Raw genomic sequence first — 20,109 nt, forward strand, 5'->3', positions numbered from 1 at the left:
CAGCCCCGTCACGTGCGGGCGCTCGGGGCGTGCGGGTGCTCGCGGCGGTCCGGGACGTGCGACCGCCCGAGGGCGCGGTGAGCAGGGTGCGTGCCGCACGTGTGCCGCCGCCCGCACCGTCGCCGAGCCGCCCGCCCTGTCTCGGGCTCCGCACCGGGGGCGACGCGGGTCCCGGCCACCTGCCGGGTCCCGCCGGGTGGGCCGTCCCCGGCGGGTCATAAGCTCGGCCCATGCTGACAGTGGGCCTGACCGGCGGCATCGGCGCCGGCAAGAGCGAGGTGTCGCGGCTGCTCGTGGAGTGCGGCGCCGTACTGATCGACGCGGACCGGATCGCGCGCGAGGTCGTCGAGCCCGGAACGCCCGGTCTCACGGCCGTCGTCGACGCCTTCGGCGAGGGGGTCCTCGCCGAGGACGGCGGTCTGGACCGGCCCGCACTGGGCTCGATCGTCTTCAACGACCCCGGCAAGCTGACCCTGCTCAACTCCATCGTCCACCCCCTGGTCGGGGCACGCTCCCGTGAACTGGAGGCGGCCGCTCCCGACGACGCCGTCGTCGTGCACGACGTGCCCCTGCTCACCGAGAACGGCCTGGCGCCGCTGTACGACCTGGTCCTCGTCGTCGACACGGCCCCCGAGACACAGCTCGACCGGCTGGTCCGCCTGCGCGGCATGACCGAGCAGGACGCACGCGCACGCATGGCCGCGCAGGCCACCCGCGAGCAGCGCCGGGAGATCGCCGACATCGTCATCGACAACGACGTGCCGCTTCCCGAGCTGCGCCGCCGGGTACACGAGGTGTGGGAGAGCCTCGCGGAGCGTGCCCGCGGCCGCGCGGGCCACTCCTGACACGTCCGACGGGGCCGGCCGGGCGTCCCGGGGAGCCCGTCGCGGCCGGGCGGAGGAGAGGGCGGGGAATCGTTCAGGCCGTCGCGGGCGTTGCCGTGTTCCAGCGTGGGAAGGACTGTGCCGTGCCCGAGACCAGCGGTTCGACCGGACGTACTCCGGAGACGCATGTCATCGACTTCCGCGCCGCCGAACAACTGCTCGCCGCCCGGGACCCGGGCGGCGCGGTGAAACTGCTCGACCGGGTCATCGCCGATCATCCGGAGAACACCGCGGCCCGGCTGCTGCGGGCCCGCGCCTTCTTCGCGGCGGCGCGACTGCGCTCCGCCGAGTCCGAGTTCACGATCGTCCTGGAGCGCGAACCCGACAACGCCTTCGCCCACTTCGCGCTCGCCCGGACCTACGAACGCCAGGGACGGCCCGATGCCGCCAAGCGCCACTTCCGCCTGGCGGCCGCCCTCGACCCGAACCCCCGCTTCGTCAGAGCGGCCGGCTTCGACACGTGACCGCCAGGTGACCGCCGCTCACGGACTGCTGCCCCGGGGCGGCTGATACGGCGGGACGCCGGGACCCGGCTGGTAGTGCGGGCCCTGCCGGATGTGGCGGATCACGACGACCAGGTCCACGGTCGCCACCAGCCACAGCACCCCGCAGGCGACCGCCCAACCGGTCCGGCCGACCAGAGCGAACGCGGCCGTCCCGAACACCGCCCAGGACACACCCCACAGGCTCAGCCAGAACCGCATCCGCAGCGCACTGCGCGCGGTCGCCGGTTCACTGCCCGTACGCATCGTCGTCGTCACTCCTGAGGGCAACGTACCTCCGCCTCGCGCGTTCGCCAAGGCACGGACGCCGCCGAGCGGGCGGGGGCGTCCGGCGCGGCCCGAGGCCTGCGTTCGGAGCCGGGTGCGGGCTCGCGGTCCGGGGCTCGCGGTCCGGGGCTCGCACTCGGCGAACCGCGGTCGGCGAACCGCGGTCGGCGAACCACGGTCCGGGCTTCGGGATTCGGGGTGGAGCCTGAGGGAGGGGGGCCTGATGGCCTGAGGGAGCGACGGCCATGGGGCCGGGGCTCGGAGGCGTCGTCCTGCGCCGTGTCCGACGGCTCGCCCGGGCGGCGTTCACACGAAGGAGTGAAGGTGTGCGGGTGGGGAACGGCCGTGCGGACGCGGGCCGTTCAACGAGCATGAGGCAGACGAAGCGAGAGACACACGGCAGTTCCGAGCCGACTGCGGGCACCCCCGGCGTCCGGCGGACCCGAGCGGTGCGGCGCGGCGCGGAAAAGGCGCTGGAGAGCGATGAGTTCGGGCAGGCGCGCGGGTCTACCCCCATGACAGCACCACAGCGTCTCGTCCAGAGGAGAACGGCATGTCCGAGGCCAACGTCCCCGCCCCCGCCCCCGCCGGTGCCGCCGGAGCCGCCGCCCGGGGCACGAGCGTCCCCGAGTCCCCGAGCACACGGGGCCGGCGCGCACGGCTCGCGCTGCGCGGACTTCAGATCGCGCTCGCGCTCTTCTACGCGATCGCCAGCGCGCTGCCCAAGCTCATCGGACACTCGTCCGCGGTCGAGGCCTTCGACGAGATCGGCTGGGGCAGCGCCGGGATGTACACCGTCGGAGTACTGGAACTGGCCGGTGCCGTCGCACTGCTGGTGCCCGTCCTCGCATCGGTGGCGGCCCTGGCGCTGAGCGGGCTGATGGTCGGCGCGTTCGTCGTCCAGCTGACGGTGTTCGACGGGGAGAACGCGGCGGCCCCGCTGATCTTCATGGTGCCGCTCGCCCTCATCGCCTGGGTCCGCCGCGATCAGGCCACGGCACTGCTGCGGTGGATGCGGCGGGACGCCTGACCGGCCCGGCGCGACGCGTCGGGCTGAGGCCCGGACACGACGGAAGTGCGCGAGCCGCCACCGGCACGGTGCGTGCGTGACCTGCGCCCTCAGCCCGTGCCGGGGCCCGACGGCCCGGGACGAGGGCCACCGCTCTCGCGGGGTGACCGGCCGTCCGGGAGGAAGCCCAGGCCACCCTGGCCGCGCAGTCGTTCCAGTTCGCGGCGATCCCGCTTGGTGGGACGGCCCGTGCCGCGGTCACGGACCCCGGCCGGGGCGACGGCCTCACGGGGCGGCGGGGGCGGACTGTTGTCCACGTAGCACTGCACGGCGGCCGGGGCCCCGACCCGCTTGCGGATCAGACGCCGCACGACGACGATCCGCTCGCGGCCCTCGTGCCGGACGCGCACCTCGTCGCCCACCCGCAGCGAGTGCGCCGGCTTGACCCGCTCGCCGTTCACCCTGACATGGCCGCCCTTGCAGGCGGTGGCACCGATCGACCGGGTCTTGACCAGCCGGACGGACCAGATCCAGCTGTCCACCCGCACACTCTCACCGCCGGCGGGACCGGCGGCCTCGGCCGCGGCGACCGCGGCAGCGACCCTCGGATCAGGCTGAGAGGCACCACCGCCGACACCGGCCTGCTGCTTGTCGTCCGCGTCCTGGGAAGCCATGTCTCCGACCCTAGCCCGCCGAGCGGGCCGGCCTGACCGAATATCCCCGCCGCGGGAGCCACACGGAGAGACGGGGCGGTGGCCGCCTCGCGCCGCGGGACCGCCAGGCCCGCCTGGCCCGCGGGGCCGCCGGGGTTCCTCAGGGCCGCCACACGTACCGCACGTCCGGCTCGCGCTCCTCGTTGCCGCTGCCGTCGGTGTACTCCACCGGGCGGAAGCCGTGGCGTTCGTAGAAGCGCCGGGCGGGCCGGTTGACCTGGAACGTCCACAGACTCAGGCCGCCCGGGGCGCGCTCCTTGGCGAGAGCGACGAACCGGTCGCCGACACCGCGCCCGCGCCAGTCGGGCCGGAGGTACAACTGGGAGAGGAGTCCGCCGTCGAGCACCATCATCCCCACCACCGCGCCGCCGGACTCCGCGACCCATGTCTCCCGCCGGGGCACCACCACATCGCGGATGTACGCCCGCACGTCGTCGTCGGAGCGGGGGCGCACCACAGTGGGCAGCGCCGCCGCGAAAGACCGCAGATGGACCTCGGCCACCTCCTCCACGTCCGCACCGGCCGCCCTCCGCAAGGTGACGGACGCCTCGGCTGAGGGGACGACGGCCGTGGCCGTGATCTCCACCAGCTGTCCGGTGTACCCGAGACAGGTCACGCCGATCAGCGTCGACGCGTGCGGGCCCGTACTCAGCCCGGACGACTCGACGACGTCCCACACGGCGTGCAGCACCGCAGGCTCGGTGCCCACCACGTACACATCGGTGGCGACGACATGCGCGAAGTCGCTGCCGACGGCACGCAACTGCTCGCCGAGTTGCGCGAGCACCTGTTCCGCCTGCCGTACCGGATCGCCCGCCCCGACGAGCCTGCCCTCGGCATCCAGCGGGACCGCCCCGGCGAGGAATGCCAGCCTCGTGCCGGCCTCGACCAGTGACGCATGGGCGTAGCCCGGCGGCGGGAACAAGGTGGGCGCGATGACGCGTCGGATCATGCGGGCTGCTCCTCGGCAAGGCGGGCGGGAACCGGACGCGGCCCGACGGCCACGGGTGCGGACCGGCCGGGCGGCGCATCCCTGGATCATCCGGGCTCCTTCCCCCGGGCGCACCCGCTTTTCGGCCGTGCGGCGCCCGACGGCCCTGCGCCCGCGTGCCACCCGCCCGCCCGGCACGCGGTTCCGGTGGGTGGGGCCGAGCCCGCGGACGTCAGGTGCTCAGACGTATCCACACCGGTGCGTGGTCCGAGCCGGGTGCGTTGCGCCGTGGCGTCGGATCGTCGGTCACCGGCGGCAGACCGGCCGGACCGGCGTCCGGGAGCCCTGAGCCCGCCGCGGTGACGCGGTGCACGAGGCGGTGGCTCACGAGCACGTGGTCGATGAGTTCGCGGCGGCCCGAGCTGATCCGGGAGAAGCGGTCCTCGTCGGGGATCAGCGGGGCCGTGTTCCAGAGCCGTTCCGCGTCGCCCTTGTCGGGCCGGTCGTACCCCAGAGTGGCCAGCTCGGAGCCGGGCGGGCCGAGCAGGATCTGCGTCGTCGCGGCCCGGACCCCGTCGTTGAGATCGCCCAGGACCGCCACGTCCCGGAGCCTGCCGTCACCGGCCAGCAGGTCCCCGGCGAGCGCGCGCAGCGCCACCGCCTCGGCCGCCCGCCGGAAGAGGGCGTAGGCGCCGAAGCGGGCCCGTTCGCCCTCGTCGTGAGGCTGGAAGCGGTGGCCGGGATACGTCAGGAGCTTCGACTTCAGGTGGGCCACCGCCGCTCGCAGCGGGCCCGCCCCGGCATCCGTCTCCACCGCCAGCAGACCCCGCCCCGCCGCGGCGGCCGTCAGGCCCGCGTCGTTGACCTGCACCGGCAGGAGCGCCGGGAACGCCGTCGTGTCGGCCAGCACCCGCAGCGGCGTACGGCTCAGGAACCCGACGCGGATCCCGCGGCCGTCGGCGTGCTCCGACAGTGCGACGTGCCAGCCGGAACCGAGCAGCCCGGTCAGGTCGGCCAGCGCCTCGGGCTCGCCGACCTCCTGCACGCCCAGCAGCGCCGGGTCCAGCTCGGTGATCACCGCCGCCAGCGCGGCCAGCTTCGCGGCGTAGGCGGCCTCGTCCCGGGGACCGAACGGTCCGCCGGGCCGGTAGAGGTTCTCCAGGTTCCAGGTGCCCAGGAACATGCCGGTTCCCTTCCGGCCGGGCCCCGGCGGAGCGATCCGGTCTCACTCCAGCGGGACTGCGGGACTGCGGGACTGCGCGTACTCGGGACTGCGGGGTTGAGACCGCGGGACCCCTGTGTCCGGGGCCATCGGGACGGCCGGTGCGCCGGAGCGCACCGGCGGCAGGGCGACGCCCGGAGGCGTTTCGGCTCACGCGTTCCGATGAGCCGGGCGTACGTTGGCGTGATGAGTGAATCTCCCGCCGATCTCATCATCACCGGGTGCACCCTCCTCGCGCACGACGATCAAGAGCGGATCGGGTTCCGGGAGGACGCCGCGATCATCGTCCGGGACGGTGCGATCGACGCCGTCAGCGGCGCCGCGGACGCGGCGGAGCTGCCGGCCGCAGAGCGCCTCGACGCACGCGGCCAGGTCGCCCTGCCCGGACTCGTCAACTGCCACACCCACGCCCCGATGGCCGTCCTGCGCGGCCTCGCCGAGGACCTGCCCACCGAGGAATGGTTCAACGACGTGGTCTGGCCGGTCGAGGCCAACCTCACCGCCCGGGACGTGGAGCTGGGCACGCTGCTGGCCTGCGCCGAGATGATCCGGGGCGGGGTGACGTGCTTCGCCGACCACTACTTCGCCATGGACACGGTGGCCGCCGTGGTCGCCGCCTGCGGGATGCGTGCCCACCTCGGGCAGGCGTACTTCTCCTCGCAGGGGCCGGCCGGCCGGGCCGACTCGCTGGAGTTCGCCCTGCGCCACCGGGGCGGGGCCGGCGGGCGCATCACCACCGCGCTCGCCCCGCACGCCCCGTACACCGTCACCGACGCCGATCTCGCCGCCACCGCCGAGCTGGCCCGCGCGCACGGTCTGCCCGTGCACCTGCACGCCGCAGAGAACCGCGAGCAGGCCGAGACGAGCCTCGCCCGGCACGGTGTCACCCCCGTCGAGGTGCTGGCCCGCACCGGGCTCCTCGACGGCGATCTGCTCCTCGCGCACGGCACCGGCATCCTCGATCGCGACCTGCCCGTCCTGGAGGCGGCCACCGGCCGGATCGCGGTGGCGACCGCGCCCCGCGGCTATCTGAAGTTCGCCTGGCCCACCACCACACCCCTCCGCGCGCTGCGCGGGCTCGGCATTCCCGTCGGCCTCGCCACGGACGGCGCCGCCTCCAACAACTCCCTCGACGTGTGGGAGTCGATGGCGCTGACCGCACTGGTCCAGAAGCACACCGAGGGCGACCCGCGCTGGCTGACCTCCCGCCAGGCCCTGCACCACGCCACCGTGCAGAGCGCCCGGGCGGTCGGCCTCGGAGACCGGGTCGGACGGCTGGCACCGGGACTGCGCGCCGACATCGTCCTGGTCGACCTCACCGGCCCGCACACCCAGCCCGTGCACGACCTCGCCGCCACGCTCGTGCACAGCGCCCGCGCCGCCGACGTGACGACGACGATCGTCGACGGCCGCGTCCTGATGCGGGACCGCCGGCTGCTGACGATCGACGTCCCCGCGGTGGTCTCCGAGTTGACGGCTCGCCTGTCCGCGCTCGTCGACCGCGGTCACGGCACCCGCATCCAGACCTACGACGCCTGAGGAGGGGCGGGAAGTCCCTCGTGCAGGGCGTCGAGTTCCACCGTTCCGCACCGGCACCGCGCCCGGCGAGGCCGCCGCGCAGGAAGGGGCGCGTCGCTTCCGGACACGCCTCGCGTGCCGAGTGGCGCGTGCCGCGCGGGAAGCTGCTCCCGGCGGGCCGCCGACCGGGCCTCCCCGGCCGCGCGGCGTCCGGCCCCCCGGACTCCGCCCGGCTCGACCGACAGCCGCCGGACCCGACCGCGCCCGGACGGCAGGGGAGGGGGAGGGACCGGTGGGGCGGGCACCGTCGAGGAGGACGTCCACGGCCGGAGCCGGCCCTGACGGTCACCATGGGTGCGGAGGCCGGCGCACACGGTGACGAGGGTGTGTGCGGCGCCGCGTCACGGCTCACACGGGACGGTTGCCGCGTGTCGACTAGGTCTCAGTCCCGTCACCGGGCGAGGCCTTTCGCCGTCCGCGGGCGTTAACTCGTACACGAGACGACGCTTTGTGGAGGTGCAGGATGGTGAACGGGCGAAGAGTGCTCGAACGCTTTCCCGCAGGCGGGCCGCGCGGATCGTGGCCCGCGGAGGAGTTCGCCCAGGCGCGCCGCCTTGAAGGGCTGCCCGCCGAGGTGGTGATGGACCTCGCGTCCGACGCGTTCCTCGTGATCGTCCGCGGCGACGGCACGGAGTGACGCAGGGCCGCCGACGGGCCGCCGCGACCAGCCCGGCACGTGCCGAGGGCCTTGCCGGGCAGGCCTGTTCCGCCCCGGAGGTCCGGTCGTCACGCGGAAGTGCCGCGACCGGGACGGGCTCCCGCCGTGCAGCCGGACCCTGGTGCGGCCGCCGGCCGGGTGAGCGACCGCCGAGGAAATGAACCGCCGCCCCGATTCCCCGGCTGCCGCCCCTCTCCGCCTTCCGCCCACCTGTGGCCTCCCCTCGTCGGGTACCGAGAGCCGGTGTCGTCGCGGTGGTCCGCCCCTCGGCAGGGCGCAGAGGCGGGGTGCGTGGGCGCACGCCTCGGCGGAGCGCGGTCCCGCGGGGATTCGCCGGCCGGGAGGGGGCGATGGCGATGGGTGTGCCGACGTGCGGGCCGGGCCTATGCGCTGACCGGGCTCGACCAGGCGGGGGTGGCTCCCGTGAGCCGGCACAGGGCGAGGTAGAGCGGGATGGGCGGGGTGTAGGGGAGTGTGCCGTCGGGCCGGTGGATCAGGCGCGGGGCGGCGGGGGCGAGGGCTCCGCGGGCGTAGTGCGCGGGCTCGGGCCAGTCAAGGGCGTGGTCGGATTCGGTGGGGACGAGCCACCACCAGTGCACGGTGTCGGAGTAGACGCAGCCGATGCGCGGGAGGCGGGGCATGAGCGTCGGGCTCAGCCGGGCGGGTACGGCGACCGCGTCGCAGCCGAGCGGGGCGGCCATGCCCGCCGGCAGGGGCAGCGGCCGAGGAGGGTGCGCCAGGTGTGCCCCGCGGCCCAGCCCGACGAGCGTGTCCATGCTGAGCATCCGGCCGGCGCCCGGAGAGGTGCTCACCCGGACGACCGGCGTACGGCGGCGAGGCGGCGCCCTTCGGCGCCACTGGTGCCGGGGCGCGCCGTACCGGTGGTGCCGGGCGCGCCGGCCCCCGCCCTGCTGCGGGCGCCGATGTCCCCGGGCGGACTCCCGGACTGGGGCGGGCAGCGTCGGCCCTCCGCCTTGTCGTCCTCTTCGGAGCCCTCCTGGGGGGAGCCGGGCTTCGGGCGGGCCGACCAGCCCAGGTCGCCGTCCGGGCCGGTGCCGGACTCGGCCAGGCGCGGCAGCTCCGCCCAGACCAGCAGCCCGGCACCGCTCTCCTGGGCGCCCCACGACAGACTCAGCGCCTGGACGAGGAGCAGTCCCCTGCCCTGCTCCTCCTCGGTGCGCCGGGCGCAGGGGTGCGGCTCGGTGGGCGCGCAGCCCTCGTCGCGCACGGCGATCCGCACGGCGTCGTCACCGTCCTGGAGCTCGCAGACGACGACCGTGCTCGCGGTGTGCACGATCGCGTTGGTGACCAGCTCGGATATCACCAGCGCCGCCGTGTCGCAGGTGTCCTCGCACACCGCCCAGCCGGCCAGTCGCGCCCGCGCCAGTCGTCTGGCCCGAGCGGGAGAACCCGGATGTGCGGCCAGTTCGAAGCGGAACCGGCGCTCGAACCCGGCCCCGAGGGGGCCGGTGGCGGCACCGAGGCCGAGCGGGCCTGCGGCGGCGTCTGTTCCTAAGGGCGCGGACGGAATCACGCTTGCCACTATCTCCCCGCCGGGAACACTTGGCAAGTGTCACTCTGAAAAATGCAGAGTGCTCTGGGACGCGGTGGACTGGCGTGGCACACTGCTCGCAACAGCACGTCGCGCGGCGCCACTTGGGATCGCCGAGACCTCGCCGGATATATCCGGCACGGCCTGATTCGTACGGAAATCGTCCGGATCGGGCCGTCCGACGGATGTCGATGACACCCCTGAGACACTCCTGAGGTTTCGAACGGATCCTTGGATGGCGCCGCCGGGCTGTCGGAACGGCGAGGCCGTCCGGCCGGTCGGGGCGGCCGGTCCGGAGCAGACGGGCCCGGACCGTTCCGGCCCGGCGGCCGGCCCCGAACGGTCCGGAGCGACGGCGCTCCGTGTGCCGCCGACCTGGCCGCCGTGCGGCACACCCGGCGCGCCGGGTTGTCGGAACAGGTGACTCCGTGGCATGTCGGGGTTCTTCGGTGGAGTGCGATGGAGGTGGAGCGTGAGCGAGCCGCGGTCCGCGCCGACGGTGGGGCAGGTCGTCCTCGGCCGGCGCCTGCTGGACCTGAGGGAAAGAGCCGGCCTCAAACGGGAGGAGGCCGCCCGCATCCTCCGCGTCGCCCCGGCCACCGTGCGCCGGATGGAGATGGCCGAGGTCGCGCTCAAGATCCCGTATCTCCAGCTGCTCCTGAAGGCCTACGGCGTCCCGGACGACGAGGTCGACGCCTTCGTGCGGCTGGCCGAGGACGCCAACAAGCCCGGCTGGTGGCAGCGGTTCCACGACGTCCTGCCCGGCTGGTTCTCGATGCACGTCAGCCTGGAGGGCGCCGCCGCCCTCATCCGCAGCTATGAGCCGCACTTCGTGCCCGGTCTGCTGCAGACCGAGGACTACGCGCGCGCCGTGCTGCTGTCCGGCGCCGTCGGACAGACCCGGCCGGACGACATCGAGCGGTACGTCGCGCTGCGCATGCAGCGCCAGGAACTGCTCACCCGCAAGGACGCGCCGAAGTTCTGGGCTGTCATGGACGAGACCGCGCTGCGCCGCCCGGCGGGCGGACCTCAGGTGATGCGGGCCCAGATCGACCGGCTGATCGAGGCGACCCGGCTGCCGCATGTGACACTGCAGGTCGTCCCGTTCGCGACAGGGCCGCACCCCGGCACGTACGGGCCCTTCGTGCTGTTCCGGTTCGCCCTGCCCGAACTGCCGGACATGGTCTACAGCGAGTACCTGACCGGCGCCGTCTACCTCGACGCGCGTTCCGAGGTGGCCGCTCACCTGGAGGTCATGGACCGCATGGCGGCGCAGGCCGCGACGGCACATCGCACGAAGGAGATCCTGCGGGATCTCCGCAAGGAGCTGTGAATGGATCGCATCGACACCGAGCCCGAGCCACGGATCCGCGGGCAGCACGTCTACAACGGCATGCCCGCCCGGGAGCTGGGCACCGAGGGCTGGCGCAAGCCGTGGAGCGGCGGCAACGGCGGCAACTGCCTGGAGGCGATGAAACTCGCCGACGGCCGTATCGCCGTACGGCAGTCCACCGACCCCGACGGTCCCGCGCTCATCTACACGTGCGACGAGATGACGGCGTTCATCGAGGGCGCCAAGGCAGGAGCGGCGGACTTCCTGCTCTCCTGAACGATCCCGCCCGACCTCTTTGACGACGACCACCAGGTGCACCACGTCCACCCTGTGCGCCAGGTGCTGAACGGCCATACCGTGTGCGGCGCCGAGGGAGGACCGCCGCACCGCGGCGAGCCGCCGATCGCCCGGGATGCCGGGTGACGCCGGAGCCCGGGCGGTATCACACCGACAGGGGCCGGTCGCCGGGCGAGATTGGCGCCGTGAGCCGCGAACTCCCGCTCAGAGCGCGGTCCACCGCGGCCGCCACCGCCCGGCCCTCCGCGATCGCCCAGACGACCAGCGACTGCCCACGCGCCGCGTCCCCGGCTGCGAACACCCCCGGCACGTTGGTGGCGAAGCCGGCGTCCCGCGCGATCGTCCCGCGCGGTTCCGTCGACAGCCCCAGCTGCTCCACCAGCCCGTCGCTCCGGTCCGGCCCGGAGAAGCCGAGCGCCAGCAGCACCAGGTCCGCGGGCAGCGTGCGGTCCGTGCCCGGCAGCGGCCGGCGCCGGTGGTCGACCTCGACCATCTGCAGCGCCCGCACATGCCCGTCCGCGTCCCCGGTGAACCGCAGCGTCGACGCCGCGAACAACCGCGCGTCCGCCTCGGCGGCCGGAGCCGTCCGCAGGTCCCGTGCCTCCTCGTGCGCGGGGGACAGCCGGTAGATCTTCGGGTAGGTCGGCCACGGCTCGACGTCCTCGTCGCGCTCCCCGCCCGGCTGCGCGTAGATGTCCAGCTGCGTCACGGACACGGCACCCTCCCGTACGGCGGTGCCCAGGCAGTCGGCCCCCGTGTCCCCGCCTCCCACGATCACCACATGCCGGCCCGCCGCCGACAGCGGGTTCGCCGCCAGATCGCCCTCGCCCACCCGGTTCGCCAGCGGCAGATACTCCATCGCCTGATGGATGCCCGCCAGGTCCCTGCCCGGTACCGGCAGTTCCCGCCAGGCCGTGGCACCCGTCGCGACCACGACGGCGTCGTAGCGCGCCCGCAGTTCCTCGGCGCCCACGTCCCTCCCCACCGTCGTCGACTCCCGGAACCGCGTCCCCTCGGCTCGCATCTGATCCAGCCGCCGCTCCAGATGGTGCTTCTCCATCTTGAACGCGGGAATCCCGTACCGCAGGAGCCCGCCGATCCGGTCGTCCCGCTCATAGACGGCGACGGTGTGCCCGGCCCGGGTCAGCTGCTGCGCGGCCGCCAGACCCGTCGGTCCCGAACCGATCACCGCCACCGTCTTCCCCGACAGGCGGTCCGGCGGCCGCGGCGGCGCGAACCCCTCCTGCCAGGCCCGGTCGGCGATCGCACACTCCACGTTCTTGATCGTCACAGCGGGCTGGTTGATCGCCAGCACGCATCCCGCCTCGCACGGAGCCGGACACAACCTTCCCGTGAACTCCGGGAAGTTGTTGGTGGCATGCAGCCGGTCCGACGCCGCCCGCCAGTCGTCCCGCGCCACCAGATCGTTCCAGTCGGGTATCAGGTTCCCGAGTGGGCACGCCTCGTGGCAGAACGGAACCCCGCAGTCCATGCACCGGTCCGCCTGCTCGCCGATGACCGGCAGCAGCGCCCCGGGGACGTAGACCTCGTCCCAGTCCCGGACCCGCTCCTCCACCGGCCTCCGGGGCCAGTCCCGGCGAGGCGTCTTCATGAACCCCTTGGGATCTGCCATGGCCGTGTTCCTTGCTCGCGCCTACCACAGGCCGTGTCCGCGCGTCCGATCCGTCGTGCCCGCGCGTACGACCGGCCGTGCCTCGTCCGACGGCAACCCCTCCGGCAGCACCCCGCCGGCGACGAGCGGCACTCTCCGGCAACGATACGTCCGCTTCGCCCGGCCCGCAGGGGCGTGCCGGGCGACCGCTCCGACCCGCTCCCTCCGCGCACCTGCGCAGGCCGGTGCGGGTCGCCGCCGCCGCGCCCGGCTCCGGCCGGAGCGACGACAGCACAGGCTCCCCACCCGGACGTGCCACGCCGACCTGCTGCTTCTACCCGGCCTCTGCCTCCACCTCTGCCTCCACCTCTGCCTCGGTCACCGCTTGCTGCCATCCGCGCAGCACCGCCTCCACCGCCGGCCTGATCCGCCGTCGCGCCTCGAACCGCGCCACCCCGCTCATCAGCAAGGCGTCGTAGGGCGTCTCCACGTGCCGTACGGAGGCCGCGACCGCCGCGGTCACCGCTCCCTCGGACAGCGCCCGGCCGGCCGCGCTGCGCCCCACCCGCCCGCTGCCGCGGAGCGAGGCGTGTCCGGCGATCTCGCGGGCACGGTCCCCGGGACAGCCCGGGAAGAGCCGCCGTATCTCCGAGGCGAACGCCTGGGCGAACCGTGCGTCCTCCGCCGCCCTCCTACGGGCGTCCCGCGCCCGGCGCCGCCGCCGCACCTCCGCGTCCGCGAGGCACCTGGCCTCGGCGCGGGCCAGTGCCGCCTCCTCGACCAGTACGCCCTGCCGCTCGTACCGGCTCCTGCGCCGGTTGTAGCGCACCACCACCGCCGACAGCCCGCTCTCCTCCCGCGACCTGCGCGTCAGCGCCGTGTCACCGCGCGGCAGGAAGACCAGGTGAGCGAGGTCGGCGCAGCCCAGACAGCGCGGTGCGCCTTCTTCCAGCACCAGCAGGTCCAGCGGCCCGCGCCGGCACACCGAGCAGCGCCTGACCCGCAGGGGCTGGACGACGAGCAGTCCACGGTCGGGCAGGGAGGTCGCGGGGAGGGTCATGTCCGCTTCATGCCCGGCGGGCCCCCTCGCCCCACCCGGCCACGGGCACGCTTCCCACGCGTCCGGGTCCCGCGCAGGCACCGGGCGGCGGCAGGCCGGCGGGGGCGCGGCATGATGGCGGTGTGCGACTCGAAGCGATCACCTGGGACCGGCTCGCCGACGCCCTCGCCGACCGCCTGCTCGACCTGGAGCCGGCCGACGGCGGCCGGTGGCCCCGCGTCGCTCTCGACGGTGCTCCCGCCGCGAGCCCCGGCGCACTGGCCGACCGCGTCGCGGCGGCGCTGCGGATACGCGGCCGCTCTTCGATCGTCGTGGGCACGGAGGGCTTCCTGCGCCCGGCCTCGCTCCGCCTGGAGTACGGCCACCGGGATCCGGAGGCCTACTACGGCGGCTGGTTCGACACCTCCGCGCTCTGGCGCGAGGTGTTCGGCCCCCTTGAGCCGGGAGGTGACGGGCGCGTCCTGCCCGACCTGTGGGACCCGGTCACCGACCGTGCCACCCGCAGTGACTACGTCCGACTCCCGCAGGGGTCGGTGCTGTTGCTCCATGGACCGCTCCTGCTGAAGAACTGGTTCCCCTTCGACCTGACCGTCCACGTCCTCCTCTCACCGGGCGCGCTGCGGCGCCGCACCCCCGTATCCGGCCACTGGACCCTTCCGGCCTTCGCCCGGTACGAACGGGAGACCGACCCGGCCGCCACCGCCGACGTCGTCGTACGGGCCGACGACCCACGCCGTCCGGCGTGGAACGGCTGAACCGCCGTACCGGCCGTGCGGAGGCCACTCGTACAGCGACCGTCCGGCCACCGGACCGAGGGGCCTGTCGTGGGCCCCACCCGAAGCGCCGGGCCCGACCGGCCCCGTCTCCCGGGGGCCGGTTCGTCCGTCGGCCACGGCCGCGGCGACCGGGGGCGATGCGGCGGTCGCCGCGCGCGGTGTCCGCCGTCCCTGTGCGCAGCCCGTCGGCAGGGCGGGCCGGCCTGCGTACCGGCCCGCGACCGGCTCCGGGTGCGGGCGCCCGGTCGCGCCGCGAGAATGAAGGGCGCCGGGACTCGCGGTGCGACCGGCGCCGCGCCGGCCGTCCGGCCCCGGGAGGTAGTTCATGACCACCGCCGGAGACATCATGCACCGCGGTGCACAGTGGATCCCCGCCCACGAGACCCTCGACCGCGCCGCGCAGCTGATGCGTGAGCTCAACGTCGGGGCTCTCCCCATCGGCGACCAGAACGACCGGCTCTGCGGCATTCTCACCGACCGTGACGTCGTCGTCGGGTGCGTGGCCATGGGCCGCGACCCGTCCGAGGTCACCGCCGGTGAGATGGCCCACGGCACCCCCCGCTGGATCGACGCACGCGCCGACATCGGCGACGTGCTCCGGGAGATGCAGGACCACCAGATCCGCCGGCTGCCCGTCATCGACAACAAGCGCCTCGTGGGCATGATCAGCGAGGCCGACATCGCCCGGCACCTGTCGGACGACCAGATCGCGGCCTGGGTGGAACGGGTCTACGCCAAGGCCTGACCCGCTCCGCTCCACTCCCACCACGGACCGCCCCGCCCCGCCCGGCTGTCGGGCGGGGCGACCGTGCGCCGACCGGAACACCGGCCGTGCGCCCTTTCCCGGATGCCCCGCCCGGCTGCCCGGGCCGGCGCTGCCGGGCGGGGGAGCTCTCTCGTACCGCGCCCCGGCCGGTCCCACTGCGCGTCCCGCGTAGCGGCGGCCCGGACAGGCGGGCCGCCGTGCTGACCGGCGCGGGGCCGCTCAGAGCCAGCCGTTGCGCCGGAAACCGCGGTGGAGAGCCAGACAGGCCACGGTGATCACGGCGATCACCATGCCGTAGCCGTAGCGCCAGCGGAGTTCCGGCATGTGATCGAAGTTCATGCCGTAGACGCCGCACACCATCGTCGGCACGGCGACGATGGCGGCCCAGGCCGTGATCTTCCGCATGTCCTCGTTCTGCGCGACCGTCACCTGCGCCAGATGCGCCTGCAGGATGGAGTTGAGCAGCTCGTCGAACGCCGCGATCTGGTCCGCCGCCCGTATGAGATGGTCGGAGACGTCGCGGAAGTAGGCCTGTATCTCCGGGTCGACCACCCGCACCGGCCGGTCGGCGAGGTCCAGGAGCGGTCGGCCCAGCGGAACCACCGCCCGCTTCAACGCGAGGAGTTCACGCTTGAGCTGGTAGATGCGGCCCGGATCGGCCCGTGCGCCGTCCTCCGCGAACACGTCCGTCTCCACCTGGTCGATGTCCAGCTGCACCGACTCGATGACGCTCAGGTAGTCGTCGACGACCTGGTCCGCGACCGCGTGCAGCACCGCTGACGGCCCCTTGGCCAGCTGGGACGGGCTGGACTCCAGCTCCTCACGCAGCGGACCGAGCGAGCCGTGGTGTCCGTGCCGGACCGTGACGACGAAGTCCGGGCCGACGAAGACCATGATCTCCCCGGTGTCGACGACCTCGCTCGTCGCCGTCAACTCCTCGTGCTCCACGTGGCAGACGGTCTTGAACACGGCGAACAGCGTCTGCCCGTACCGCTCGACCTTGGGCCGCTGGTGTGCCTCGATCGCATCCTCGACGGCCAGCGGGTGGAGGTCGAACAGCTCGGCGACGCCCGCGAACTCATGGTCCGTCGGCTCGTGCAGGCCCAGCCACACGAAACCGTCGCCGTTGCGCCGGACCCGGTGCACCGTGTCGGCCAGGTCGCCGTCCACGGCGACGCGCGCTCCCCTCTCGTACGCGACGCAGTTGACCACCGAGGAACCCAGCGGCGAGCGCGCGGGGTGGCTCAGGTCGACTCTGCGCCGCCGCCGGGCCAGACGCGCCACTCTGCGCAGGCCGTCGACCGCGCCGAGGCCGGTGACCTTGCGCAGATTCCCCGCCATGGTGGACATCGGATCCTCCTCGCCTGCTTCTCCCCGCGCCGCCTGCCCGCGCTCTGTGGCGCCAGTCTGCCAGGGAGCGAATCGTGGCGGGTGAGCCTGTGGAAAGCGTCGATTCCGCTTGGTTCCCGCCTGTGGACAGGCGGACTTGGGAGGACGTCGCCGCTGCCCGGCACCGCCGGTGCATGGTTCCGGCGCACGTCGGAGACCCGACGCGATCGCCGAGGAGGAGCGGACCCGGCCCGCGGCGGCGCCCGCGCACCGGTGCCGCGCGTCCGCGCACGGCACCGGTGCGCACGGCACGGCCGCGGACTTCCACTCACTCCGAGCGTCGCCACATCCTGACAACCGACACAACTGGGATGATTCCGGCATGACGCGAACCGACGGACACCTGCTCGACGACCTCGATCACCGCGACCACCCTGACCACTCTGGCCACCCTGACCCCTCTGGCCCCTCTGGCCCCTCTGGCGTCTCTGGCCCCTCGGGCCATCCCGGCCGGCCCGAGGGCCCCGCACAGGCCGACGCTCAGCCCCGGACCCAGCAGTCCCAGGTTCAGTCCGACCTCCTCGGGCACCTCACCCCCCGGGACTCCCACGGCCCCCGCGAGCAGGGCGGGGCCGACTCGCGGTCGGAGGGCACCCGCCGCCGGGCCGAGGTCGCGGAGTGGCGCGACGCCTTCGCCGCACTCTTCGACCCCGTCACTTTCCGTCACCTCGAAGGCTTCGGTGTGGGACCCGGCTGGCGCTGCTGGGAGGTCGGCGCGTCCGGCACCAGCATCATCGCCTGGCTGGCCAAGAGGGTCGGCCCCACGGGCAAGGTCATGGCGACCGCCACAGACACCTCCTGGGCCGACGCGCCCACCCGTCCACCGGTCGAGGTGCGGGTGCACGACGTGGCCGCGCAGGAACCGCCCGGCGAGGGCTTCGACCTGGTCCACGCACGACTCGCCCTCGGCGGCGTCGCCGACCGCGAGCAGGCCGTGCGCACCATGGTCGGAGCCCTGCGGCCCGGCGGCCGCCTGCTCCTCCAGGACACGGACGCCGCGCTGCAGCCGCTGATCTGCCCCGACGACCACGGCCCCGAGCAGCAACTGGCCAACCGGCTGCGACAGGGGGTCCGTTCCCTGCTCGCCGACCACGGTCTGGTGCCGGCCCACGGCCGCACGCTGCCCCGTCTCCTGCGTACGGCGGGCCTGCGCCAGGTCGAGGCCGACGCCTGCTTCCCCGTCACCTCGCCGCACTGCGCCGCACTCGAATCGGCGACGATCCGTCAGCTGCGCGACCGGCTCGTCGCCGCGGGACTGGCCACCGACGCCGACATCGACCGCCATCTGTCCCACATCGCCTCCGGCGAGATGGACCTGGCCGCACCGGCGCTGATCTCGGCGTGGGGCCGCAGGGCATAGCCGGACGGACGGCTCGGCGAGGCGGCCGGAAGAGCCCGGGCCGCCCGTCGGCCGTCGGGGCGGCCGTGCACGGCCGCCGTCCCGCCGGGCTCCCGGTCACTCCGGCCGCCCGATGCCCGTCCGTCGTACGCTCTCGGCGCTCTCGGCGCTATGCCCGGTCCGCGCTATGCCCGGTCCGCGCTCTGCCCGGTCCGCGCGGCCTTGGGCGGCCGGCCGCCGACCTGCTGGACGGCGAGCGCCCCGGCCCGCGCCCCTTCCGTCGCCGCCGCCTCGGGCCCGGCGCCCTTGAGCAGCGCGGCGAGGAACCCGCCGGTGAAGGCGTCGCCGGCTCCGGTGGTGTCGCGGGCGGTCGCCGGTACGGCCGGCACCCGGGCGCGTACGGTGCCCGACCGCGCCAGCACCGCCCCCGCCCGGCCCTGCTTGGCGACGACGAGCGGGACGTGCCGGCTGAGCTCGGCCGCCGCTTCCCCGGCATCCTCGAGGCCGGTCAGCAGGCGGGCCTCGTCCCGGCTCGGCAGCAGAACGTCGACCCCCTCGACGAGCGCCAGGAACCGCCCCGCGCCGAGTCCCTCCAGGAACCCCGACGACGCCGGATCCAGACTCACCGGCACCTCCCGCGCGCGGGCCGAGCGGATCGCCCGGGCCACCAGGGCGCGGCTCGGTTCCGAGAACAGCAGATAGCCCGACAGATGCAGCCACCCCACCCCGTCCAGCAGCCCGTCGGACCAGTCGCCCGGACCGAGCCGCAGGGAGGCACCGCTGTCGGTGAGGAACGTCCGCTCGGCGGACGCCTCGGCGTCGACGAGGCACACCACCGTCCCCGTCGGCGTCTGCGCGTCGACGACCAGGAAGGGGCGCACCCCGTGTGCGGCGAGCTCCCGCTCGTGCCATGCCGAGGAGTCGGCCCCCACCCGCCCCAGCATCCGCACCTCCGGACAGCCGCCGTGTGCCGCCCAGCAGGCCACGTTGGCGCCCGCCCCGCCCGGCACGAGACGGATCGCCGCGGCCGTGTCCGTGCCGGCGGCGAGCGGCCCGCGGTGCCGGGCGACGACATCGGTGATCACGTCTCCCGCCACGAGCAGCGCCCCGTCCCGCGGCCGGTTCACTCCCCGGCCCAGGCCGTCGCGATCCGTGCGGCCAGCCGCACGTTTCCGCGGACCGCGGCGAGGTTGGCGGTCAGCGAGGCGCCGTCGGTGTGCCGCACCAGGTAGTCGAGCAGGAACGGCGTCACGGCCTGTCCGCCGACGCCCTCCGCCGCGCAGGCGCGCAGCGCGTCGGCGAGCACACGCGCGTGCAGTTCCGGGTCCAACTGCTCCTGCCGGGGGACCGGGTTGGCGACGATCAGCGCCGACCGGGCCGCACCCAGGGCGTCCTGCGCCCGCATCACCGCCGCCACCTGTCCCGGGTCGTCCAGCGTCCACTCCACCGGATGCCCCGAGTCGGAGAGGTAGAAGCCCGGGAACCGGTCCGTGCCGTATCCGGCGACCGCCACCCCCAGGGTCTCCAGTCGTTGCAGCGTTGCGGGCACGTCCAGGATCGACTTCACGCCCGCGCAGACCACCGTGATGCGGGTGCGTGCCAGCAGACCGAGGTCGGCCGACTCGTCCTGCGTCACCGTCCACTCCCGGTGCACCCCGCCGAGCCCGCCCGTCGCGAACACCCGTACCCCCGCGAGAGCGGCCAGCGCCGCCGTCGCCGACACGGTCGTCGCGCCGCTCGCCCGCGACGCCACCGCGAGGGGCAGATCGCGGTCGCCCAGCTTGCGGATCCCGTCCTCCTCGGCGATCCGCTCCAGCTGCCGCTCGTCCAGACCGACCAGCGGCCGCCCGTCCAGCACCGCGATCGTGGCCGGTACCGCCCCTTCGCGCCGGACGGCGGCCTCCAGCTCCCGTGCCACCTCCAGATTGCGCGGCCGGGGCAGCCCGTGCGCGATGATCGTGGACTCGAGAGCCACCACCGGGCGACGCCCCTCGACCGCCTCCCGGACCTCCTCGGACACCACCAGCACCATGCGCCCGCCTTCCGTCTGCAGGACTCCCTCTCCCCTCATCTCTGGCGGCTGCCGCCCCCGGTCAAACCCGGGCGGTGAGCCCGACCGGGTTTGACCGGGGGCGGCAGCCGGCCGCGCACGGCCGGGTCCTGCGGGAGAAGGCCGGCAGCGGCCCGTGTGGCCCCGCTGGAGTGGCGCGCCGGAGGCGG

At 74.5% G+C, this 20,109-nt stretch carries 20 protein-coding genes and 2 pseudogenes; 10 read left to right on the forward strand and 12 right to left on the reverse strand.

All coding sequences use genetic code 11. The features are described 5' to 3' along the window. Window positions 1–230: 230 nt before the first annotated feature. Window positions 231–845, forward strand: a complete 615-nt coding sequence (gene coaE / locus AC5K6T_RS06275) for a dephospho-CoA kinase (RefSeq protein WP_493206363.1) — start codon at window positions 231–233, stop codon at window positions 843–845. A gap of 122 nt (window positions 846–967) precedes the next feature. Further along, window positions 968–1,348, forward strand: coding sequence for a tetratricopeptide repeat protein (locus AC5K6T_RS06280; protein ID WP_493206365.1), 381 nt, complete (start codon window positions 968–970; stop codon window positions 1,346–1,348). A gap of 18 nt (window positions 1,349–1,366) precedes the next feature. On the opposite strand, the gene AC5K6T_RS06285 is transcribed toward AC5K6T_RS06280, so the two are convergent. After that, window positions 1,367–1,633, reverse strand: coding sequence for a DUF6343 family protein (locus AC5K6T_RS06285; RefSeq protein WP_493206367.1), 267 nt, complete (start codon window positions 1,631–1,633; stop codon window positions 1,367–1,369). 574 nt (window positions 1,634–2,207) lie between these two features. On the opposite strand from AC5K6T_RS06285, the gene AC5K6T_RS06290 reads away from it, so the two are divergent. Next, window positions 2,208–2,684 (forward strand): DoxX family protein, encoded by a 477-nt coding sequence (locus AC5K6T_RS06290; protein ID WP_493206368.1) that lies wholly within the window; start codon window positions 2,208–2,210, stop codon window positions 2,682–2,684. 89 nt (window positions 2,685–2,773) lie between these two features. Here AC5K6T_RS06290 and AC5K6T_RS06295 read toward each other — a convergent pair whose 3' ends face one another. The 4 genes and pseudogenes from AC5K6T_RS06295 to AC5K6T_RS06310 form a co-directional block, all read right to left on the reverse strand. After that, complete coding sequence (locus tag AC5K6T_RS06295) at window positions 2,774–3,337, reverse strand: RNA-binding S4 domain-containing protein (protein WP_493206369.1); 564 nt, start codon at window positions 3,335–3,337, stop codon at window positions 2,774–2,776. 139 nt (window positions 3,338–3,476) lie between these two features. After that, window positions 3,477–3,956: a GNAT family N-acetyltransferase gene (locus tag AC5K6T_RS06300; RefSeq protein WP_493207379.1), complete on the reverse strand. Its 480-nt coding sequence runs from the start codon at window positions 3,954–3,956 to the stop codon at window positions 3,477–3,479. Window positions 3,957–3,995: 39 nt separating this feature from the next. Continuing rightward, window positions 3,996–4,418: pseudogene (locus AC5K6T_RS06305) on the reverse strand (RidA family protein); the annotation flags it as partial. A gap of 121 nt (window positions 4,419–4,539) precedes the next feature. Next, a complete protein-coding gene (locus tag AC5K6T_RS06310; RefSeq protein ID WP_493206371.1) occupies window positions 4,540–5,490 on the reverse strand; it encodes an endonuclease/exonuclease/phosphatase family protein in 951 nt (316 codons plus the stop codon). 225 nt (window positions 5,491–5,715) lie between these two features. On the opposite strand from AC5K6T_RS06310, the gene AC5K6T_RS06315 reads away from it, so the two are divergent. Further along, window positions 5,716–7,068 (forward strand): amidohydrolase, encoded by a 1,353-nt coding sequence (locus tag AC5K6T_RS06315; RefSeq protein ID WP_493206372.1) that lies wholly within the window; start codon window positions 5,716–5,718, stop codon window positions 7,066–7,068. Window positions 7,069–7,570: 502 nt separating this feature from the next. Next, window positions 7,571–7,744: a DUF8839 family protein gene (locus AC5K6T_RS06320; protein ID WP_493206373.1), complete on the forward strand. Its 174-nt coding sequence runs from the start codon at window positions 7,571–7,573 to the stop codon at window positions 7,742–7,744. Window positions 7,745–8,148: 404 nt separating this feature from the next. Here the strand turns inward: AC5K6T_RS06320 and AC5K6T_RS06325 are convergent, their stop codons facing one another. Then, window positions 8,149–8,550, reverse strand: coding sequence for a hypothetical protein (locus AC5K6T_RS06325; RefSeq protein ID WP_493207381.1), 402 nt, complete (start codon window positions 8,548–8,550; stop codon window positions 8,149–8,151). 23 nt (window positions 8,551–8,573) lie between these two features. Next, on the reverse strand, window positions 8,574–9,299 hold the full coding sequence (locus tag AC5K6T_RS06330; protein ID WP_493206375.1) for an ATP-binding protein: 726 nt from the start codon (window positions 9,297–9,299) through the stop codon (window positions 8,574–8,576). 490 nt (window positions 9,300–9,789) lie between these two features. Between AC5K6T_RS06330 and AC5K6T_RS06335 the strand changes: the two genes are divergently transcribed. Together AC5K6T_RS06335 and AC5K6T_RS06340 are read left to right on the forward strand one after the other, a co-directional pair. Continuing rightward, the gene (locus tag AC5K6T_RS06335; RefSeq protein WP_493206376.1) at window positions 9,790–10,650 is read left to right on the forward strand and encodes a Sco1979 family transcriptional regulator; all 861 of its coding nucleotides are present in this window, start codon (window positions 9,790–9,792) and stop codon (window positions 10,648–10,650) included. Next, window positions 10,651–10,926, forward strand: a complete 276-nt coding sequence (locus AC5K6T_RS06340; RefSeq protein ID WP_493206378.1) for a DUF397 domain-containing protein — start codon at window positions 10,651–10,653, stop codon at window positions 10,924–10,926. 166 nt (window positions 10,927–11,092) lie between these two features. On the opposite strand, the gene AC5K6T_RS06345 is transcribed toward AC5K6T_RS06340, so the two are convergent. Then, a complete protein-coding gene (locus AC5K6T_RS06345; RefSeq protein WP_493206379.1) occupies window positions 11,093–12,580 on the reverse strand; it encodes a glutamate synthase subunit beta in 1,488 nt (495 codons plus the stop codon). Between the two features lie 313 nt (window positions 12,581–12,893). Continuing rightward, window positions 12,894–13,619: a DUF2293 domain-containing protein gene (locus AC5K6T_RS06350; protein ID WP_493206380.1), complete on the reverse strand. Its 726-nt coding sequence runs from the start codon at window positions 13,617–13,619 to the stop codon at window positions 12,894–12,896. A gap of 122 nt (window positions 13,620–13,741) precedes the next feature. Here AC5K6T_RS06350 and AC5K6T_RS06355 point away from each other — a divergent pair, with 122 nt between their 5' ends. Together AC5K6T_RS06355 and AC5K6T_RS06360 are read left to right on the forward strand one after the other, a co-directional pair. Beyond that, window positions 13,742–14,374 carry a nucleoside/nucleotide kinase family protein gene (locus tag AC5K6T_RS06355; protein WP_493206382.1) on the forward strand — a complete coding sequence of 211 codons (633 nt, stop codon included), beginning with the start codon at window positions 13,742–13,744 and terminating at the stop codon, window positions 14,372–14,374. Window positions 14,375–14,720: 346 nt separating this feature from the next. Then, window positions 14,721–15,140 (forward strand): CBS domain-containing protein, encoded by a 420-nt coding sequence (locus AC5K6T_RS06360; RefSeq protein WP_493206384.1) that lies wholly within the window; start codon window positions 14,721–14,723, stop codon window positions 15,138–15,140. 240 nt (window positions 15,141–15,380) lie between these two features. Here the strand turns inward: AC5K6T_RS06360 and AC5K6T_RS06365 are convergent, their stop codons facing one another. Next, window positions 15,381–16,511 (reverse strand): magnesium and cobalt transport protein CorA, encoded by a 1,131-nt coding sequence (locus AC5K6T_RS06365; protein WP_493206386.1) that lies wholly within the window; start codon window positions 16,509–16,511, stop codon window positions 15,381–15,383. A 661-nt stretch (window positions 16,512–17,172) separates the two neighbouring features. Between AC5K6T_RS06365 and AC5K6T_RS06370 the strand changes: the two are divergent. Further along, window positions 17,173–17,910 (forward strand): annotated as a pseudogene (locus AC5K6T_RS06370) (methyltransferase domain-containing protein); the annotation flags it as partial. Window positions 17,911–18,074: 164 nt separating this feature from the next. Here the strand turns inward: AC5K6T_RS06370 and AC5K6T_RS06375 are convergent. After that, window positions 18,075–19,016, reverse strand: a complete 942-nt coding sequence (locus tag AC5K6T_RS06375) for a carbohydrate kinase family protein (protein WP_493206387.1) — start codon at window positions 19,014–19,016, stop codon at window positions 18,075–18,077. After that, window positions 19,013–19,921 (reverse strand): pseudouridine-5'-phosphate glycosidase, encoded by a 909-nt coding sequence (locus AC5K6T_RS06380; RefSeq protein ID WP_493206388.1) that lies wholly within the window; start codon window positions 19,919–19,921, stop codon window positions 19,013–19,015. The genes AC5K6T_RS06375 and AC5K6T_RS06380 overlap by 4 nt, the downstream gene beginning before the upstream one ends. Between the last annotated feature and the right edge of the window lie 188 nt (window positions 19,922–20,109).

The sequence above is a fragment of the Streptomyces sp. B8-7 genome (genome assembly GCF_058833805.1).

Bases quoted from the DNA above. Each gene is read 5' to 3' on its own strand.
- coaE (WP_493206363.1), top strand. From the start codon at position 231: ATGCTGACAGTGGGCCTGACCGGCGGCATCGGCGCCGGCAAGAGCGAG.
- AC5K6T_RS06285 (WP_493206367.1), bottom strand. From the start codon at position 1,633: ATGCGTACGGGCAGTGAACCGGCGACCGCGCGCAGTGCGCTGCGGATG.
- AC5K6T_RS06290 (WP_493206368.1), top strand. From the start codon at position 2,208: ATGTCCGAGGCCAACGTCCCCGCCCCCGCCCCCGCCGGTGCCGCCGGA.
- AC5K6T_RS06295 (WP_493206369.1), bottom strand. From the start codon at position 3,337: ATGGCTTCCCAGGACGCGGACGACAAGCAGCAGGCCGGTGTCGGCGGT.
- AC5K6T_RS06310 (WP_493206371.1), bottom strand. From the start codon at position 5,490: ATGTTCCTGGGCACCTGGAACCTGGAGAACCTCTACCGGCCCGGCGGA.
- AC5K6T_RS06315 (WP_493206372.1), top strand. From the start codon at position 5,716: ATGAGTGAATCTCCCGCCGATCTCATCATCACCGGGTGCACCCTCCTC.
- AC5K6T_RS06320 (WP_493206373.1), top strand. From the start codon at position 7,571: ATGGTGAACGGGCGAAGAGTGCTCGAACGCTTTCCCGCAGGCGGGCCG.
- AC5K6T_RS06325 (WP_493207381.1), bottom strand. From the start codon at position 8,550: ATGCTCAGCATGGACACGCTCGTCGGGCTGGGCCGCGGGGCACACCTG.
- AC5K6T_RS06340 (WP_493206378.1), top strand. From the start codon at position 10,651: ATGGATCGCATCGACACCGAGCCCGAGCCACGGATCCGCGGGCAGCAC.
- AC5K6T_RS06345 (WP_493206379.1), bottom strand. From the start codon at position 12,580: ATGGCAGATCCCAAGGGGTTCATGAAGACGCCTCGCCGGGACTGGCCC.
- AC5K6T_RS06350 (WP_493206380.1), bottom strand. From the start codon at position 13,619: ATGACCCTCCCCGCGACCTCCCTGCCCGACCGTGGACTGCTCGTCGTC.
- AC5K6T_RS06360 (WP_493206384.1), top strand. From the start codon at position 14,721: ATGACCACCGCCGGAGACATCATGCACCGCGGTGCACAGTGGATCCCC.
- AC5K6T_RS06365 (WP_493206386.1), bottom strand. From the start codon at position 16,511: ATGTCCACCATGGCGGGGAATCTGCGCAAGGTCACCGGCCTCGGCGCG.
- AC5K6T_RS06380 (WP_493206388.1), bottom strand. From the start codon at position 19,921: ATGGTGCTGGTGGTGTCCGAGGAGGTCCGGGAGGCGGTCGAGGGGCGT.